3 protein-coding genes are annotated in these 20698 nt (G+C 63.9%); 1 reads left to right on the forward strand and 2 read right to left on the reverse strand.

The window, feature by feature from the left end; all coding sequences use genetic code 11:
* Positions 1-15: 15 nt before the first annotated feature.
* Both ACNY69_RS05855 and ACNY69_RS05860 read right to left on the reverse strand, forming a co-directional pair.
* Entirely contained in the window at positions 16-1371 is a 1356-nt protein-coding gene (locus ACNY69_RS05855; protein WP_418797565.1) for a TolC family outer membrane protein, read from the reverse strand.
* Positions 1372-2002: 631 nt separating this feature from the next.
* Positions 2003-20017, reverse strand: a complete 18015-nt coding sequence (locus ACNY69_RS05860) for an Ig-like domain-containing protein (protein WP_418797566.1) — start codon at positions 20015-20017, stop codon at positions 2003-2005.
* Between the two features lie 408 nt (positions 20018-20425).
* On the opposite strand from ACNY69_RS05860, the gene ACNY69_RS05865 reads away from it, so the two are divergent.
* Complete coding sequence (locus ACNY69_RS05865) at positions 20426-20626, forward strand: hypothetical protein (protein ID WP_128086569.1); 201 nt, start codon at positions 20426-20428, stop codon at positions 20624-20626.
* Positions 20627-20698: the final 72 nt, after the last annotated feature.

The raw sequence follows: 20698 nt of genomic DNA on the forward strand, positions 1-20698 counted from the left end.
ATTAATGCCTTATCCCTATTGCAGCGAAGGAAGGAGATCGCCGCTGCTTTGCTGGCGATCGATGCCCATGATGTCGAGCAGATTGTCTACGGCGGCGGCATAACGCACGGTCGCATCCCAGCCATCGTAGAGCGCGGTAATGCGTGAGCTGTCAGCCTGAAAGACATCCTGTTCTACGCTGAGCAGATCGTTGAGGCTGCGCTTACTCAGGCGATACTCATCGGCGTAGACATTGCGGGTATGGTCGGCGCTGGCGAGCTGTACTTCCCCGGCCGCCTGTCGCTGCTGTGCGCCGATCATGTCAGCATAGGCCGTCGAGGCGTTCTGATTGATGGCGAGCTTGGCCTGCTGAACCGCGGCCTGAGCCGCCTCACGATCCCCCTCGGCTGACTGGGTTCTGGCATTGACCAGGCCGCCCTGATAAAGCGGGGCTTCCACCTGCAGCTGCACTTCATCGTCCCAGTAGGATTGGCGATCGTTTTCATAACGGGTTCGCCCCGCCTGCACTTTGATGGTCGGCCAGTGGCCCGATTCGGCCTGACGCACCCGCTCACGGGCCGCCTCCTGCTTCGCCTGGGCGCTGCGCACCGCCGCGCTGCTTTCGTAGGCGATCCGGTCGAGGGTGATCTGCTGTTTCAGCAGCGCCTGAGGCAGTTCAGGCAGCGTGGCGGGGACGACGCCGGTCAGCACGGTCAGCTGCGCGGTAGCGGAACGAAGCTGCGCGCGATACTGCTCCACCGTTGCCTGCATAGCGGCGATGCGGGTTTCCGCCTGCAGCACATCTGACTGCGAATTGAGCCCGGCATCAGCGCGCAGTTTTGCAATATCGCGTACCCGCTGCAGCGAGGTGATATTGGTGCGCGCCGTGTCGGCCAGCGCCTGATAGCGTTTGACTTCGAGGTAGGCCTGCAGGGTATCTTCTGCCACGGTCGTCATCGAGTCGAACAACCCATAGCGATAGGCATCCGACAGCGCATGCTGCTCATCGATGGCACTGCCGGTGCGACCAAAGTCATAGAGAAGCTGGCTGAGCGTAATCCCGCCCGAACCGTTGTTGTTCAGGCTGCCAGCGGAGTCGGTCTGATGAGAGCGCCCCGCCGCGCCCTGCAGGGCAATCTGCGGATACCAGGCGCTGCGGGCGGCATCCAGATCGCCCTGCCCCACATGGATCTGTGCCGCCGCTTCCGAGATTTTCGGATTGCGGGCGAAGGCACGGAGAATGGCGTCACGCAGCGTTAAGCTGGCAACCTGCTCTTCGCTGGGGGCGGCACGCCAGTTAAATTCGGCTTTAGGTAAGGGTGCGGCCAGTGCCGCAGGAGTGACAACACCACTCAGGGCGTAGAGCAAAAAAGTTAATCGCGCTTTGTTCATTATCCATACCAACAGGGGTTCTTATCATCATGGTGTTTTTCCCGGTGAACAAAGCGTGCAAAAGGGGTGCTGCTCAGAAGCTGAGGGTACTTTTTCAATATTTTATTTATGGGTCGCAAGTCAGACGCTCCACGACCTTTAACATTATTAGATCATTTCACGCGCAGATTCCTGCTAAAAACAGATGAAATCTTTGATATTTCTGCCGGATGGCTGAAAAATAGCCACCTTCCAGCCTCACATGCCGCCAGGCTGAGTGAACAGTACGGCGCAGCAGGCAGTGATTTTATTAATGTATTCGCGCCTGATCCCGGGCGTGCCGCAGACGGCGTCAGCCGCTGTTTAAGCGGGTCTGTAGTGATCGCGTAACGCCGTTCTGAATCAGCCACCTGAAACAGGCAACAGCACCCTCTGTCACGCTTCCGGAACCGTCTGACCTGTCAGCGCGGGCCGCTGATACAGAGCGCCGGAACGGGCCCCCTGGTGCGATGCCGTTTGCTGCGCTTACCCTAAACTTTCAGGCTGTTGATGGATAGTGGCGATAGTCTGGAAAGTGCCGGGATGAAGACACGCAAAAAAGCGGGTGCTTTCGCACCCGCTTCGTCCCTTACCCTGTCAGCGTTCGGGGTCGTTACACGACGTGAACCTGCAGATTCTGCTGCACCAGCACATCCCCCAGCGTGTTATCGCTGCTCAGTGCCGAGTTGTGGTAGATCTCAAAGACTCTGCCCTCCACCGTGCGCTCGCCGCTGACTTCCCAGATCCCGCCGTTGCTGTTCGCCAGCGTCACCTGGCTGCCATCCGCCCCTTTGATCAGCAGATCGTCACTCTGTTTATCCGTGATGTTGAGTGCCTCATTGAGATCGAGCTTCACGGCGTTGGTGCCGGTTCTGCCCAGGTCGAGTACCTCAATGTGTTCGACCTTCAGGCCCAGCGCGGTGAGATCCAGCGTGAGATTCTCACCGTTAAGCACCAGGGTATCGGTGCCTGCACCGCCGTCGATGTGGGTAAAGTTAAGGTCGCTGACCGTCACGATATCCGCACCGCTGCTGCCGACCACCGAGGCGCCTTCTGCCGTGCTGCCATCTGCCAGCGTGATCACCACGCCGCCGATGGTGTAGCCCACCTCCTCTGCCGGGGCCGGGTCTGCGGCCACTGCCGCCACGGTCTCACTGACCGGAGCGGTTTCGCTGCTGCTGACCGGCGTCACGCTATCCGCCTCCGTGACCAGCGTGGAGGCTACCGCCACCGTGGCGCTGCTCTCCTCGCCGCTGGTGCTGGCCGTGTGCTGCGTCTCAGAGCCGACACTGGCGAGCGTGGCGCTGTCATCCACCACCGAGAACAGGGCAACCGACTCGGTTGCCGCCAGCGTCACCGGCAGCAGCGAGCCCAGGATCAGGGTGTTGGTGGTGGTGTAGCTGTTTCCGGCCGCATCGACAATCGAGACTTTGGCCAGGGTATTCAGCGACAGCAGCAGACCGCCAACCGACAGCAGCGACGGTGAGAAGTTAACGGCGTAACGTCCCAGCGCATCGGTCGTGGTCGTCAGCGTTGGTCCGTTACTGCCGTTGGAGAGCAGCAGCGTCACACTGACTTTCGAGCCCTGGGCCGCATTCAGCGAACCGCCCTGCACCACCAGGCCATAGAGCGCAGAACCGACCAGGCTGAGCACCGGATCGACCCCGACCAGCGGCTGGTTATGCGACAGCGCGGTAAAGGTGCTGTTGCTGGTCGCGGTGTTGCCACCGATATCCGCCACCGTCACGGTCAGCGGATGACTGCCGTCCGCGATCCCTTTCAGCGTTGCTGACGGCACGCTGACGCTCCATGTGCCATCCGCCCCGACCGTGGTGGTGAGAACCGCACCCGCCACGTTAACCGTGACCCTGCCGCCCACCGCGTTGGTGCTGCTTCCCCGGATGATTTCACCGCTGTTTGCTTCCGCGATGTTGAGGTAACCATCGCCGCCAAAGAAGCTGTTCACGCTCACCGTCGGCAGCGTGTGGCTCACCACCGCCAGCGACGACGACACTGTACCGGTGCTGCCTGCGCCGTTGACCACGCTGGCGGTCACGGTCTGCAGGCCATCCGCGATGGCGGCGAGGTTAGCCGCCGGCACGGAGAGGCTCCAGTTGCCGTTGCTGCTGACCGTGGTGCTGTAGGTCTGGCCGCCCAGCGTCACCCGCACCACCGATCCCTCGGCGTTGCTGGCGGTGCCGCTGATGGTCTGGGCCGTTTTCACATCCACGGCGCTCAGGGCACTGTCGCCAAACAGTGAGGTAATGGCGACCACCGGCGTCGACTGACTGATAACGCTGAGTGTACCGCTGCTGTTGACCACGTTGCCGTAGGCGTCCGTACCGGTCACCGTGACGGTCTTCGTGCCATCGGTGATCGCCGTCAGATCCGCCTTCGGTACGCTGATGCTCCAGTTTCCGCCGCTGACCACTTTGGTGGTGTAGGTCAGGCCATTCAGCGTGGCGCTGACCACAGAGCCTGCTGAGAGGCTGGAGGTGCCGCTCAGCGTCTGGTTAGAGGCCAGATCCGCCGCGCTCAGCACGCCATCGCCAAACACCGTATTGACGGATAGCGTGGGCTGAACCAGCCCCAGCGAAACGCCCGCGCTGGTGCTGCTGACGTTGCCGACCAGGTCGGTCACCGACGCGCTGACGGTGAAGTTACCGTTCAGCAGCGTCGAGAGCACCGCTGGCGACACCGTCGTTGAGAAGCTGCCGTCTGCGTTGACCAGCGCCGTGGCGGTGGTATTGCCAATCGCCAGCGTGACGCGGCTGCCTGCTGCGACCCCGGAAACGGTGCCGCTGATGGTCTGCGTCACCAGCGATTCCGCCAGGTTCAGCACGCCATCCCCGAATAGCGGATTCAGCGTGACTTTTGGCAGAGTGTGGATGCCGACCAGGGCGGTGGCATTCGCGCTGCTGGTGTTACCGGCGCTGTCGGTTACGCTGACGCCGACCGTCAGCGTGCCATCCGCCAGCCCCTGCAGCAGGGCTGGCGATAGCGGAACATTAAAGTTGCCGTTCACATCGGTCGACGTGACAAACTGCTGCGCGCCGACAGAAACCACCACGCGCGATCCCGCTTCCGCGCCGCCAATCACCCCACCCACCGTCTGTGCGAGCAGCGCGTCTGCCACATTCAGCAGACCGTCACCAAACAGCGGATTAATGGTGATGGTCGGCAGCAGCGTATCGACCCGGAACCCGGCGCTGGTGGACGCGGTGTTGCCCGCCGCGTCCGTCACCGACGCGCCGACGGTCAGGTTGCCCTGCGCCAGTGTGCCCAGAATATCCGGCGTGACCGTGGCACTGAACGCCCCGCCCGCACCCACCGTCGCGGTGACCTGGCTGTTGCCGACCGTGAGCGTCACCGTGGCGCCCTGGGCAACGTTGGTCACCACGCCGCTGATCACCTGGCTGGTGGCGATATCGGCCAGGTTCAGCACGCCATCACCAAACAGCGACGTCAGCGAAACCGACGGCGCCTGGGTAAAGACACCGATGGTTGTGCTGCCGGAGGCCACGTTGCCGGCCGCATCCCGGACGCTGACGCCCAGCGTCAGGTTGCCATCGAGCAGTGCGGTCAGATCGCTGGCCGGCAGGTTTACGCTCCAGGCCCCGCCCGCCTGCACCGTGGTGGTGTAGCTCTTGCTGCCAAAGGTAACCGTCACCTGCGAACCGGCCGCCGCATTCTGGATCACGCCGCCGACCAGCTGCCCGGCCGCGGCTTCCGCGATGTTCAGCAGGTTATCGCCGCCAAACAGCCCGGTAAGCTCACCCACCACCGGCACCGCATTGACAATCGACGTCACGGATTCCCCCACGGTACGGGTGTTGCCCGCGCCATCCGTCAGGGTCACGTTAAACGCCAGATTGCCATCGCCCAACAGACCCAGCACCGACGGCGGCACCACGATGGCCCATTTTCCATCCTGACCTACGCTGGCGGAGAGCGTGGTTCCGCCCAGCAGCACCGACACGGTCGCGCCCACGCCCGCCGAGGTCGCCACCCCGGAAATCGTCTGCGCCACGGTGGCGTCCAGCGCGCTGAGCGTGCCGTCGCCAAACACCGAATCGACCACCAGCGTCAGCGCGCTGTTGACCACTTTGTTGACCGTCAGCGTGGCGTCTGTCTGGTTTCCGGCGCCGTCACTGACCCGCACGCCAAACACCAGCACACCTTCCGTCAGGCCCGCCAGCACCTCCGGCGTCAGGTTAAGGCTCCAGCGTCCATCCGCACCGACGGTCGCGGTGGCGAGAGGCGCCGCATCGCCCAGGTAGAGAGCGATCGTCTGGCCCTCGGCCCCCTGCGCACTGCCGGTCAGCACCTGACTGGTCACCAGGTCAGCGGCGTTGATCAGGTTGTCGCCCAGGAATGCATCCACCTGCACCAGCGGCGCAGAGGTATTCACCGTGACCGGCTGGCTGGCTGTGCCCACGTTGCCCGCCAGATCGGTGAGCTGCGCGGTGATCACCAGCGTCGAGCCGTCGGTCAGCGCCTGCATGGCGCTGGCGGGTACGGTGGTGGACCAGCTGCCGTCGCTCTGCACAACGGCGCTGTAGGTCTGATTATCGAAGGTGACGGTGACCTGGCGGCCCGCTTCGCTGGCGTCGGTGGTGCCGCTGATGACTTGGCTGACACCGCTTTCACTGCTGTTCACCTGGTTATCGTCGGCAAAGTTATTGATAAACAGCGCCGGTGGCGTCAGGTCGATCAGAATATCTCCGCTGGTGCTGACCGGCGTGGTGCCGTCAGTGGCATTCACCGTGATCGTCACGCTGCCGTCCGCCTCCCCAAACGCGCTGACCGGCAGGGCCGCCGTTGACCAGTTGCCCTGCGCATCCAGCGTGGTGCTGTAATCCAGCCCCGCGATCACCACCGTGACCACGCCACCGGCACCCAGCCCGGATGAGGTGCCGCTCACTACCACCCCGCCCGCCAGATCCTGGGTGCTGATAATGTTGTCACCCGAGACGGTGCCCAGCGTCACCAGCGGCCCTGGCGGAGGCGTCAGATCGACCGCCAGGCTGACCGAGCCCGTGCCGGTATTGCCGGCCAGATCGGTCACCGCCAGGGCCAGGGTTGTCGTGGTGCCAAAGGTCGCCATCTGCTCTGGCGTCAGCGTCACGCTCCAGCTGCCGTTGGCCGCCACAATCGCGGTGCCAAGCAGCGTGTCATTCAGCGAAACCGTCACCACAGTTCCCGGTTCGGCACCAGTCGCCGTGCCGCTGAGCAGCTGCGGCTGAATGCTCTCGCCGTAATTCAGCACGTTGTCGCCGGTAAAGTCCGTGATGCTGAGCACCGGCGGCGTGGTGTCGAGCACCAGCGAGCTGTTAATCGTCGCGCTGTTACCCGCGCCATCGGTGACCGTGATGGTGACCGGATAGGTGCCATCCGTCAGCGCCGAAAGCTGGTCCGCTGTCAGCGGCACCGCCCAGTTACCGCTGCTATCGGCCGTGGTGGTGTAGCGTTCGCCCCCCAGCGTCAGCTCGACGCGCTGATTCGGCTCCGCCTTGCCGGTCGTGCCGCTCAGGTTAATCCCGGCGGCAGCCTCATCAGCATTCACATAGCTGCCCAGGAAATCCGGGCTGACCACCGGTTTCGGTGCGATGAAGCTGGCGAAGAACGGCAGCTGCGCTGATGCGCTGTTGCCCGCCGCATCCACGACGTTAACCGTCAGCGTCTGCGCGCCATTCGTCAGCGAATTCAGGGCATTGGCCGGAATGTCCACCGTCCAGTTGCCGTCCGTATCCACCGTACCGGAATAGCGGCTGCCGTTGAGGTCAACGGTAATGCTGACCGCCTGATTTGCCCCGGTGCTGCCGGTAGTACCGGTCAGAGTGACCCCGGCCGCGGCTTCGCTGATGTTCAGCTGGTTATCGCCGCCAAAGGTGTCCGGACTAAAGGTCGGTACCGGCAGGGTAACCGCCGTCACCACGTTCAGCGCGGTGCTGTCGCTGTTACCGGCGATGTCTGTCGCGGTCACGGTGATGGTGTGGCTGCCGGTGGTAAAGGTCGCTAACTGATCTGGCGAGAGCGTCAGCGACCAGCTGCCATCGTTCTGCACCGTGGCGGCCAGTGGCTCATTGTCGTTGAAACCTGAGATCAGCACCGCCACCGTCTGTCCGGCACCGGTAATACCGGTGGATCCCGTCAGAACCTGCGGATTGAGAGCCTCGGCCACGTTGAGCGCCCCGTCGCCAAACGGCAGATTCAGTGTGACATCCGGCAGCGTGTTGATGGCCACCAGCACCGTGCCGTTGATGCTGGCGCTGTTGCCACTGGCGGAGGTGACCGTCACGCTGACCGGCCAGTTACCGTCCGGCAGGCTCTGCAGCAGGGCCGGAGAGAGGTCGAGCGTCCAGCGCGTCCTGTCTGCACTCAGTTCCGCGTCATAGCGCGTGCCATTGATGGTCACCGTCACGCTCTCGGCATCCTGACTGTTCACGGCCCCGGTCAGGAAACCGCCCTCGGCCGCCTCTGCGGCATTGATACGGCCATCGGTGAAGGGCGTATCCAGCGTCGGCTCCGCCAGTGGCGTCAGTGCCGAGGTGAAGGTTTTGCTCACCTGGCTGCTGTTGCCTGCGCGGTCGGTCGTCACCAGGGTCAGCGTGTGCACACCGGCGCCCAGGCTGGCGATCACCTCCGGCGTCAGGCTGGCGCTCCAGTTCCCGCTGGCGTCAACCGTGACTGCCAGCGGGATGTTCTGATCGCCCACCGTGACGCTCAGGGTCTGACCGGCCACCACCGTTGAGGTGCCGGTGACCTGCTGAACCACACCCGCTTCCGTGATGTTGATGATGTTGTCACCAAACAGAATATCGGTGAAAACGGCGGAAACCGGAGGTGTCCTCAGGACCTCCACGTCTGCGGTTACCTGCGCCGGATTGCCGGCCGCATCTGTGGCGGTGACCACCACCTGCGTCACCCCATCGACCAGCGCGTCCAGCGCGTCCGGATCCAGCGTAAGCGTCCAGTTGCCGCTGGCATCGGTAGTGGTGCTGAACGGCTGCGAACCGACAGTGATGCTCAGTACGGTGCCTTCCGCCAGGTTGGTGCTGCCGCCACTCAGCGTCAGCGACCCTGCAATATCGGCGTCACTGACCAGCGCATCGCCAAACGGCGTCTGCAGGGTCAGGGCGGGCGGCGCATTAATCGCCACATCGATCGACAGATCGCTGTTCGTCGTGACATTGCCCGCGGCGTCGGTGACCGACACGCTGATGCCGTTCGTGCCATCCGCCAGCTGCTGCAGATCGGCGGTGGGTATCGTGACCGACCAGCTGCCGTCCTCCGCGGCCGTGGTGGTGTAGCTGACGTTATTGAGCGTCACCGTGACCGGCAGGCCACCAGTGGTGGTGCCCCCGATGGTGAGATCCTGGAGCGATTCCGCCACGTCCAGGATATCACCTGCGCTGACCGTGATGCCGGTCAGTGCAGGTGGGGTGGTAATGAAGCTGACCTCCTGGCTGACGGTGGCCGGATTACCGGCCGCGTCGCTGGCCGTGACGGTAAAGGTTTGCGTGCTGCCGGACGCCAGGCCGGTAAAGGCGCCGGACGGCACCGTTACGCTCCAGTTGCCGTCAGCGTCGAGAGTGGTGGTGTAATCATTGCCGTTAAACGATACCGTGACCTGCGTGCCGGCGGCCAGCCGGGTACTGGCGCCGCTGACCACCACATCCGCGGCGGCCTCAATCGCATTGATCACATCATCCCCGGCCACCACATCGAGCGTCAGCGTCGGCTGAACCTGATCACTGGCCAGCACGACCAGCGAGGCGCTGCTGCTGGCCGGATTGCCCGATGCATCGGCGGAGACCACCACCAGCAGCTGGTCGCCATCCGGCAGATTAGCGAGATCGGCGGCAGGAACGGTCACCGTCCAGAGTCCCTCTCCGTCGACCGTGCCGCTGTACTGGATCCCGTTCAGCGTAACCGTCACCAGCTGGCCTGTCGCCAGGTTGGTGCTGCCGCCGCTGATAGCCAGATCCTGCTGCGCTTCGGCCTGATTCAGGAAGTTATCGCCACTGATGGGATCGATGGTCAGGGCAGGCAGATTCGCGCTGTCCGCAGCAAGCGTCAGGGTCTGCGGCACCGTGGTCGGGTTGCCCGCCGCATCCGTCAGCGTCACCTCAACCGGATAGTTGCCGTCTGCCAGCCCCTGAAGGACGCTGGCGGGCAGCGTGACCTGCCAGCTGCCGTCAGAGAGTACCAGGGTGGTGTAATCCACATTCTGGAAGCTGACGGTCACGGTCTGTCCGGCATCCCCGACCGACGCGCTGCCGCTGATGGTGACGGGTTCCAGCACCTCCAGTGAGTTGATGATGTTGTCACCGCCGATCGGATTCAGGGTCAGCGCCGGTGGCGTCAGATCCACCGTCACCGCGCGGGTCAGCGACCCGCTGTTACCGGCGGCATCGCTGGCCGTGACCACCAGATCATTGACGCCCGGGGCCAGTAACTGCAGCTGTTCCGGCGTTAAGGTCAGTGTCCAGTTGCCCTGCGCATCCACCGTCGCAGAGTAATCATTTCCGCCCAGCGTTACCGTTACCGACTGGCCGCTGCCCGCGACGCCGGTGGTGCCGCTCAGCGTCTGGCTGAGCGCCGACTCGGCCAGGTTGAGATAGCCGTCGCCAAACGGGGTGTTAAGGCTGATCGCGAGGTCGCCGGTCGCCACGCTGATCTCGCGCGTTTCAGTCACCGGATTGCCTGCCGCATCACTGACCGTTACCGTCAGGATATAGGCCCCGGCCGGAATGCCCGCCAGCGCCCCGGCAGGCAGCGTCAGGCTCCAGTCGCCATCCTGGCCCACGGTGGTGGTCCAAATCTGATTATTCAGGGTCACGGTGACCCGCTGTCCGGCCTCCGCACTGCTGCTGCCACTCAGTTCAATCGGGGCAAGGCTTTCAGCGATATTGACGATGTTGTCATCCGCGACGGCATTCAGGGTCAGGGTCGGTGGCGTCAGATCGACCGTCACGCTGCCCTGGCTGCTGCCGCTGTTCCCGGCGGCATCCTGAACCGTCACGGTGTAGTCCACCACCGCTTCCGGCAGATCGGCCAGCGCCGTGGCGGGCACGCTGACCTGCCAGTTGCCGTTGCTGTCGACCGTGCCGGTGTAGGTGAGGCCATTCAGCAGCACGCTGACCGTCTGACCGTCGCCTGTGATGCCCGTGGTGCCGCTCAGCGTCTGGGCGGTGGCGATCTCGCTGCTGTTGAGCGTGCCGTCACCGAAGGCCGACACAATCTGGGGTGCCGGCGGCGTGGTCAGCACGCTGAGCGAGGCTTCGCTGCTCAGGGCCGCCCCCCCGCTGTCCGTCGCCGTGACCGTCAGCGTGTAAGGGCCGTCAGCCAGCGCCGTCAGCGCCTCAGCCGGAACGATAACGCTCCAGCGGCCGTCGGCCGACACCTGGGCGGTGTAGCTGACACTGTTGAACAGCAGCGTAACCAGATCGCCCTGCGGCACGTTGACGGCGCTGCCGGTGACGATCAGCGGCTGACCCAGCTCCAGCGCATTCAGGTAGTTGTCACCGCTGATGGCGTCAAGCGACAGGCCAGAGGCGTTGCTGTTGACGTCGAAGGTCAGATCACGGGTGGTGGTGTTGCCCGCCGCATCGCTGACGGCCACGGTGAAGGTGGCGCTGCCATCGGCAAGGGCGGCCAGCGCACCGGCTGGCACGATCAGGCTCCATGCCCCGCTGGCCTGCACGACGCCGCTGTAAACCGTACCGTCGAACGCCAGCGTGACCAGCTGGCCCGCTTCGACGTTGGTGGTGGTGCCGGTCAGACGCTGATCGGTCAGGCGTTCCGCGCCATCCACCACGTTGTCACCGGCAAAGGCATCCAGCGTCAGGGTGGGCAGCGTGCCCGCCTCCACTTTCAGCGTCAGATCGCGGCTGCTGGTGGTGCTGTTTCCGGCTTCATCGGTGGCGGTGACCGTCAGCGGATAGCTGCCGTTGCCCAGCCCGCTGTAAACAGTGGCGGGCAGCGCCAGCGACCAGTTGCCGTTGATGTCAGCGGTGGTGCTCAGGGTGGTGCCATTGAAGCTGGCCACGATCAGCGCATTGCCGTCGCTGCTGCCGCTCAGCGTCAGCGGCTGCTGACTCTCCACCGCGTTGATGATGCCATCGGACGGGGTGATAAAGTTCAGCGCCGGCGGCAGCGTATCGACCTGCAGCGTCCCCCCGGCCTGACTGCTGTTGCCCGCGACATCGCTGACCTCCACGGTGTAAGGGGTGCTGCCCTGGGGCAGCGCAGCCAGCGCCTGTGGCGGAAGCGCCACCTGCCAGTTGCCTGCGGCATCGACCGTGCCGCTGTAGCTGATCCCGCCCAGGGTGATGCTGACGGTCTGGCCGTCGCCCGTCACGCCGGTGTTGCCGGTGATCGCGCCACCGGCAGCGGCTTCCTCAGCGTTGAGAATGCCATCCGTAAAGGCCACGCCCGGTGTGGCGACCGGCAGGGCGCTGGCCACCACGGTCAGGGTGGCGTCGCCGGTTGCCAGCGTCACTCCGTTAACGTCGCTGGCGGTCGCGGTGATCGTCTGCGGGCCATCGGCCGCCGTGCTGAAGGTCTCCGGCGGCAGCGTCAGGCTCCAGCTGCCATCGGCATTTACCGTCGTGCTGGCCGTGGCGCCGCTGGCGACCACGGTGATTAGCGTGCCCGCAGGCAGGCCGCTGGTGCTGCCGCTGACCGCGACAGGCTCACCCCGCTCCAGCGCGCTGAGGTAGTTGTCGCCGCTGATCGGCGCCAGCGCCAGCGACGGCAGGGTAGTGTCGACCGTGAAATCAAGCTGGCTGCTGGTGCTGTTCCCCACGGCGTTGATCACGCTGACGCTCAGGCTCTGACTGCCCTCACCCAGCTCCGCCAGCGCCCCCGCAGGCAGAATAATACGCCAGTTGCCGCTGGCCCCGACGACCCCGCTGTAGTCGGTGCCATTCAGGGAGAGGATGACCTGCTGCCCCGGCTCGACGTTACTGCTGCTGCCGCTGACCGTAATCGGCTGCAGCTGCTCGGCCGCCGTGACGATGCCGTCGCCGGCAAAGGTGCTGCTGTCGACACTCAGCACCGGCTGGATCTCCGGCGCAGTGGCAACGTTCAGATTCACTACCTGGCTGCTCTGGTTGCCGTTCGTGCCGGTTTCGGTAACGGTAACCGGAAGCGTGCCCGGCGGCAGCGCAGCCAGCGCCTCAGGCGCAATCTGCAGCGTCCACTGACCGTTGACACCGACGGTGGTGCTGTAGAGCTGGTCATTAAACTGAACGGTGACAATGTCGCCATTCTGACCGCTGCCGCTTACCTGCAGCGGTTGCAGGACTTCGCTGCTGTTCAGGGCATTGTCCCCGCCGATCGGGGCGACGGCCAGCGGCGGCAGCGTGGTGTCTACCGTCAGCACGCTGTTCTGGCTGTTGCTGTTCCCGATGGCATCGGTCACGGTCACCACCACCGGATAGCTGCTGCCATTGGTCAGTCCGGCAAGCGCCGCAGGCGGCACCGGCAGTGACCAGTTACCCGCCTCGTCAACCGTGCCGGTGTAGGTCACGCCATTCAGCGTCACGCTGACGCGGTCGCCCGCGCTTCCCGACCCGCTGAAGCTGAAGCCGGCCGCCTGCTCGGCGTTATTCAGGATGCCATCCCCGGCAGGCGTATTCAGGCTGAAGTCCGGGGCGGCGGTGTCGACGGTCACCGGGAACGGCGTGGTAGCCACATTGCCGTTCGCCGTGGTCACGGTCACGTTAAGATCGTAACGTCCATCGTTCAGCGACTGCAGGTCGGCAGAGGGCAGCGTGGCGGTCCAGCGACCAGCAGCGTCCACCACCGCGTCATAGGACTCCCCGTTCAGCGTCAGGCTGACGCTGCTGCCTGGCGTCACGGATCCGCTGATGGTCAGATCGGCTGCCGCTTCCGCCGCGCTGATGATGCCATCGGTGGCAATCGGATCGACGGTCAGCACCGGCAGTCCGGTATCGACCGTCAGCGGTACGCTGATGCTGTTGCTGTTGCCCGCGACATCCGTGACCGTCACGGTAATCGGGTTGCTGCCCTGCGCCAGTGCCTGAAGTACGGACGGCGGCAGCGTCACGCTCCAGTTGCCGTTCGCCTCAACCGTGGCCGGATAGCTGATACCGCCCAGGGTCACGCTGACCGCCTGCCCCGGTTCGACCGAGCCGGTCAGCGTCTGCGCCACGCTGGCTTCCGCCGTATTGAGGACGCCATCGGTAAAAGGCGTATTCACCTGCGGTTCGCCTGGCGGTGTGGTCGCCACCAGCAGGGGCTGACTGGCCTGCACCCCACCTGACGACGCGGTGACGGTGAGCGTGCCCTGCGGCAGATTCGCCAGATCGGCGGCCGGTATGCTCAGCGTCCAGGCACCGTTTTCATCGGTCAGGGTGGTGTAAACCGTCCCGCCCGGCACCAGGGTTACGCTGATCGGGCTGCCCGCAGGCAGGTTCGCCGATGCACCGCTAAGGATAAGATCACTCTCCGCTTCCAGCGCATTCAGCGTGCCATCATCGCTGACTGGCGCAATCGAGAGCAGCGGTTCCGCAGAGGTGACGACGGTGAGCTGTCCGCCGGAAGGCTGCGCCGGGTTACCGGCCAGGTCCGAAATCGCCACGGTAAAGGGTTTATCCCCCGCCGCGCCCAGCGATCCGGCGGGCAGCGTGACAAGCCAGCTGCCGTCAGCCCGGACGACGCCATCATAAGACTGACCGTTAATGGTCAGCAGCACCGGCTGGCCGGCCGGAACGTTGGTGACACTGCCCGTCACCAGAATGTCCGTCAGCTGTTCGGCGCTGTCGATCTGGTTATCGCCGGTGACGGCATTGATGGTCAGCACCGGCGGGTTCTCCGCCAGCACAGTGACGCCGGAGCTCAGCGTGCTGCTGTTGCCATAGGCGTCGCTGAGCACCACGTTAATCGGATAGTTCGCATCGCCCAGCTGGCTGACGATCGCGGCAGGCACCGTCACGCTCCAGAGGCCATCAGTGCCCACGGTCGCCGTGTAGGTTTCACCGTTGAACGTCACGCTGACCAGGTTGCCCTGCGCGCCGCCACGTCCGTCAAGCACCAGATCCTGAGTATGTTCCACAATATTGATATAGCCATCGCTGGCTGGCGTAGCGAGCTCCAGCAGCGGCGGTGTGGTCGCAAAGATCAGCGAACTGCCGGTCTGGGTGCTGTTGCCATCGGCGTCTGTCGCCACGACCGATATCAGCTGCGTGCCGTCAGGCACACGGGTCAGGTCGGCGGCCGGAACGGTCACGCTCCAGCTGCCATCCTGCGCCACAACAGCGGAATAGGTCAGGTTGTTCAGGGTGACACGAACGATATCCCCTTCATCGCCGGTTCCGCTGACGATCAGCGGCTGCCGGGCATCTTCGACGTTAATCACCCCATCCGGAGCAGGATCGTTCAGCGTCAGCGACGGCAGCGCCGTCGACACCCGCAGCGCGGTGCTCCGGGTGCTGCTGTTCCCGGCCGGATCGGTCACCGTGACCGTCACCGGCAGGGTCTGATTCGGCAGCACAGTCAGATCGGCTACCGGTACGGCGGCACTCCAGTTGCCGTCATCGCCAACCAGGGCGCTGTAGGTTTTGTTATTGAGCGTCACCGACACGCTGTCGCCTGGCTGACCGGTGCCGCTGATCTGCAGGGGCACCGTCAGTTCACTGTTTGTCAGGACACCATCGCCGCCCGGCGCATTGACGGTGGCCACCGGAAGCTGCGTGCTGACCGTCAGGGTTTCGGTCTGCGAAGCCGTGTTACCGCTGGCGTCGGTCAGCGTTATGGTCAGCGGATAGCTGCTGCCATCGGCCAGCGCCTGCAGCGCGCTCGCAGGCAGATCCACACGCCAGCTGCCTTCCCCATCCACGGTAGCAGTGTAGGTCTGGTTGTTCAGCGAAACAGAAACGACCTCGCCCGGCCGGGCACCTGAACCGCTGACCGGCACGCCTGCCGCCACTTCAAGGCTGTTGAGGATGCCATCGCCGCCCGCGATCTCCCCCACAATCAGAACCGGCGGCAGCGTATTGACGCTGAAGTTCAGCGTCTCGTCCACGCGGTTGCCCGCCTCATCGATCGCCGTGACCGTCAGGCTGTTGGCACCCTGCGGCAGCAGAGCCAGATCGCCCGCTGGCAGCGACAGGCTCCAGCTTCCGTCATCGTTGACGGTGGTGCTGTAGGTTCTGCCGTTAAGCTGCAGCTCGACCCGCTGGCCCGCCACGGCTTTCCCGGTGCTGCCGCCGATCAGCAGATCGCTGCCCGCCTCCAGCTGATTGAGAACGCCATCGCTGATCGCGCTCTCTGCCAGCGTAATCTGTGGCAGCGTGTTCACCACCACGTTCAGCTGGGCGGCGTCAGTCAGCAGCGCGCCGGTGGCGTCGGTGGTCGTCGCCGAAATCAGTTTGATGCCGTCGGTGATCCCCGCAAGATCGCCCGCCGGTACGGTGATGCTCCAGAACCCGTTGCTGTTCACCACCGCGCTGTAGGTGCTGTTGTTGAAATCAACCAGCACCGCCTGTCCCGGATTGACACCCACCGCAGAGCCGTTGATAACCAGGTCGCTGCTCAGCTCCTGCAGGTTGAGGAAGCCATCCAGGCTGACAGGTTCGGTGATCGTGATAACACCCGGCTGTCCTGGCGCGGGCTCCACATTGATGTCGCGGCTGTTGGTCGCCTGAAGCCCCGCCGCCGTCGAAACGCTGACCGCGATGGTGGCGCTCCCCGCCGCCAGGGCGCTGAGTGCCGCAGACGGAATCGACACGCTCCAGCTGCCGTCGGCATTGACCGTGCTGCTGTAGTTCTGGCCGCCGAGCGTAATCAGGACCGTCTGGCCCGCCTCCACATTGCTGGTGCTGCCGGAGAGGGTCTGATCCAGCGCTTTCTCGCTGTTATCGAGCAGGTCATCACCCGCAAAGATGGCGATCGCGATCGCCGGTGTGCCCGGTTGTGACGGGGTCTCTACCACAATCGCCCGATCTTCATTCGCTACGATCCCGGCCTGGGTGGTGACGCTGGCACTGATGGTCACACTTCCCGCCGCCAGAGCGGCCAGGGCGCTGGGGGGAACGTTCAGGCTCCAGCTGCCATCCCCGTTGACCGTGGCGCTGTATGTCTGGTCGCCCAGCGTGACCGTCACAATCTGACCAGCCTCGACATTCGAGGTGGTGCCGCTGAGCAGCTGTTCGCTGTTCTTCTCATCGTTGTTCAGCACATCATCACCGGCAAACGGATTGATGGTGATCACGGGCTCGCCCGGCTGGGTCACCGGCGCCTCAACGGTGATCGGCAGGCTGTCGCTGACGGCGGTTCCCGCCGCGTTGCTGACCGTGGCCACCAGAGTGACCGTTCCGGCGGCCAGGGCGGCAAGCGCATCCGCCGGGATGGCGATATTCCAGCTGCCGTCGGCGTTGACCGTGCCGCTGTAGCTCTGACCGCCCAGCGTCACCGTGACAAGCTGGCCCGCCTCGACGTTAGTCGTGCTGCCGGAGACTGCCTGCGCCTCCAGCTTCTCATCGTTGCTGAGGATGTTATCACCGGCAAAAACGTTGATGACCAGGGTCGGCGCGCCGGGCGCGGTGCCGGATGCCTCGACCAGGAAGTCACGCGTTTCGCTGATCGCCGTGCCGTTCTGATCGCTGACCGTGGCGCTCAGGGTTGCGCTGCCAGCGTTCAGCGCCGCCAGAGAGCTGGCCGGGATCGTGACGCTCCAGCGGCCATCCGCGCCAACCGTAGCCGTGAAGAGTTCTCCGTTCAGGGTGATGGAGACCTGCTGGCCTTCGCCGATGTTGGTCGTGCCACCGCTCAGTAGCTGATCGCTGGCTTTTTCGCTGTTGCTGAGGATGTCATCCACGGCAAAGGCGTCGATGGTGAGGGTAGCGGCGCCCGGCTGCGTTGCCGGGGCCTCGACGGTGATCGGCAGTGTGGCGGTAACGCTGTCGCCCGCCGCATTCGCGACCGAAACGGTCAGCGTGGTGCTGCCTGCCGCCAGCGCGCTGAGAGCCTCTGAAGGCACCGTGACGCTCCAGCTGCCATCACTCTGTACGCTGGCGCTGTAGGTCTGCCCGCCCAGAGTGACCGTGACAATCTGACCAGGTTCAATATTGGTGGTCGTGCCGCTGACCGGCTGACCGACCGCTTTTTCTTCGTTGCTCAGCAGGTTATCGCCCGCGAAGTTATCAAGGATAAGACCCGGCTCGCCCGGCTGCGTGGCCGGAGCCTCCACCGCAATGTCGCGGGTTTCGGTGGCGATGACGCCCGCGGCGTTGCTGACCGATACGTCGATCGCGCTGGAACCTGCAGGCAGATCCCCCAGCGCGGCGGCCGGGATGCTCACGCTCCAGTTTCCATCGCCATCCACGGTGCCCAGGTAAGTCTGGCCGCCCAGGGTGACGGTCACTGTCTGACCCGCCTCGACGTTGGTGGTGGTGCCGGAGAGCGTCTGGGTGGTGCCTTTTTCGTCATTGCTCAGGATGTCATCCCCGGCAAACTGACCGATGGTGATCACAGGATCGCCCGCCTGCGTGACCGGGGCCTCGACATTCAGCGGCAGGCTGTTGGTCGCGGTGTCACCGGCCGCATTGCTGACCGACACCGTCAGGGTGGTCGTGCCCGCCGCCAGTGCGCTCAGGGCTGCCGACGGCAGCGTGATGCTCCAGTTGCCCTGTGCATCCACGGTGCCGCTGTAAGTCTGTCCGCCGAGGATCACCGTCACCAGCTGACCCGGCTCGACGTTGCTGGTGCTGCCGGTCACGGTCTGGTCGGTGGTTTTCTCGGCATTACTCAGCTGGTTATCGCCGGTAAAGTCATCCAGCGTGATCGCTGGCGGGCCGGTCACTACCGGCGTATCGACGCTGATGGTGCGGTTTTCGCTGGCCTCGGTGCCCGCCTGGTTAGTCACGACGGCGGAGATTGCGATCGATCCGGCGGCCAGGGTATTCAGCGCCGCAGACGAGAGCGTGACGCTCCAGTTGCCCTGCGCATCCACCACCGCGCTGTAGGTCTGATCGCCCAGCGTGATGGTCACAACCTGCCCCGCCTCCACGTTGGCGGTGCTGCCGCTCAGCAGCTGGTCGCTGTTTTTCTCGCTGTTGCTGAGGATGTCATCCCCCGCAAACTGATCGATGGTGATAACCGGCGTGCCCGGCTGCGTCACCGGTGCCTCGACGGTAAAGGTCAGGCTGCCGCTGGCGACGGTGCCCGCCTGGCTGGTGACGGTGGCCGTGGCGGTGGTGGTGCCGGAGGCGAGTGCCGCCAGCGCATCGGCAGGCACGGTGATGCTCCAGCTGCCGTCGGCCGCGACGCTGCCGCTGTAGCTCTGCCCGCCCAGGGTGACCGTCACGATCTGTCCGGCCTCGACGTTGCTGGTGCTGCCGGAGAGCGTCTGCGGCGTGGTTTTTTCGGCGTTGCTCAGCACGTCATCGCCGGTAAACGGCGCGATGGTCAGGGCTGGCACGCCAGGCGTGGTATCCGGGGCCTGCACCTGAATGCCCAGACTGGCGGATGCCGTGGTGCCGGCGGCGCTGGTGACGCTGACGTTGATGGTGCTGCTGCCTGCGGCCAGCGCGGAGAGCGCGGCGGCCGGAATGGAGACACTCCAGCTGCCATCTGCGCCCACGGTGGCGTTATAGGTCTGACCGCCCAGGGTGACCGTCACGATCTGCCCGGCCTCGACGTTACTGGTGCTGCCGGAGAGGGTCTGCGGTGAGGTTTTCTCGTTGTTATCCAGCAGATTGTCGCCGGCAAACGGATTGACGCTGATACCAGGCGTGGCGGGCGTGCCAGGATCCGGTGCGGCCACGGTGACGGGCAGGCTGCCATTCGCCGTCGTGCCCGCGCCGTTGGTGACGCTGACATCGATGGTGGTGGCGCCCGCCGGGAGGGCCGCCAGCGCGGCGGCCGGAATGGTGACGCTCCAGCTGCCGTCCGCCCCGACGGTAGTGTTGTAGGTCTGGCCGCCCAGCGTCACGGTGACAATCTGGCCCGCTTCGACATTGCTGGTGCTGCCGCTCACCACCTGATCGCTGGTTTTCTCGGCGTTATCCAGTACGCCATCGCCGGCAAAGGCGTTCAGGGTGATGGCGGGGGTGCCTGGCGTGACCGGGGTTCCGGGATCGCTGCCGCCACCGTTCCCCCCGCCACCGCCGCCGCCACCACCACCGCCTAAGCCCACGGCCAGTCCGGCTAAGCCCAGCACGCCCAGACCGCCCGCCGTGATCACGCCCATCGAAGTGTTGGTGTTATCGGCCAGCAGCAGCGGCTCTACGCTGTCCAGGGATTCATAGGTAGGCGTAACCGAACTGGATGCCAGTTCAGCGCTCTCGGCAGTCTGCGGGAAAAGCGCATGTTCCGGCGGATTGACGCCATCGTCGAACACCAGCTCGCTGTGCTGGCCATCAGCGTCGTCCAGAAAGAATTTCTGATAGCGAACGGTGCTGCCATCGCGCATGTGCAGCACCAGGTCGTTGCCCTGACGTTCATACTGGGTCACCAGGGCGCGCGTGCCATTGATGCGCACGACGCTGGGCTCGGTGAGGTTAATGGATTGTGATGAACCGCCAACAGATTGCGAGATGAGCGTGCCATTTTCGCGCGAGATAATGTCTACACGGCCTTGCGTGAGTTCTGCCATTTTTAACCTCTATTCCACCAGACTGGCTAATATACTGAATCCATAAACATAAATTATTTTTATGCTTATGAAATTCACATGTAGGTTATCCTCCCGGAAACGGAAGGCATATCCACCTGGTGGCCGGATAAACGGCGCAGCAAAACTACGGCAAAGACCCGAATCATCACGGGAAGTGTCGCTATTTTTTGTTGGAGTTTTCGTACAGACTCGCGGGAAACGTAACGGTTCTGACAGATTGATTTTTAGCGTAGCCCGATGAAAAATCAATTTCAATGTGCAGATTTCATTATGATTTAATACTTTTTACATAAGAGAAACGTGGAAAAGCGTTTTCTGAAAATGCGCTTCCCCATTGTTTTTTCATGTCAATTTATTGCTGACTGTTTCCATAAATGATGTAAAAAGGTGAACAAACCCGCGTTTCAGAAACTTTATAGCGCGTTAAAAAATTTGTTAAATATGCGAGTCGGCCAGCATTTATTGGTGGCCCTTTTTTCGCTGGCCGCCGTTAACCCGTTCAAAGCGAGCAGGAAATTTGCGTTAAGTCGACAGGCGCACCGCCGACTGATGCCAGGAAAGTTCTGGAAAAAATTCGCGGCGCAATAAAAGTCGGTAAACTCCCGGCTTTATGATTTATACGATGTTGCTGCACGACTTCTGATAAGAGGTGCAAGGGCC

Source organism: Pantoea graminicola (assembly GCF_048452665.1).
GTDB lineage: Bacteria > Pseudomonadota > Gammaproteobacteria > Enterobacterales > Enterobacteriaceae > Pantoea.

Coding starts and splice junctions, on each gene's coding strand:
- ACNY69_RS05860 (WP_418797566.1), bottom strand. CDS start 20,017: ATGGCAGAACTCACGCAAGGCCGTGTAGACATTATCTCGCGCGAAAAT.
- ACNY69_RS05855 (WP_418797565.1), bottom strand. CDS start 1,371: ATGAACAAAGCGCGATTAACTTTTTTGCTCTACGCCCTGAGTGGTGTT.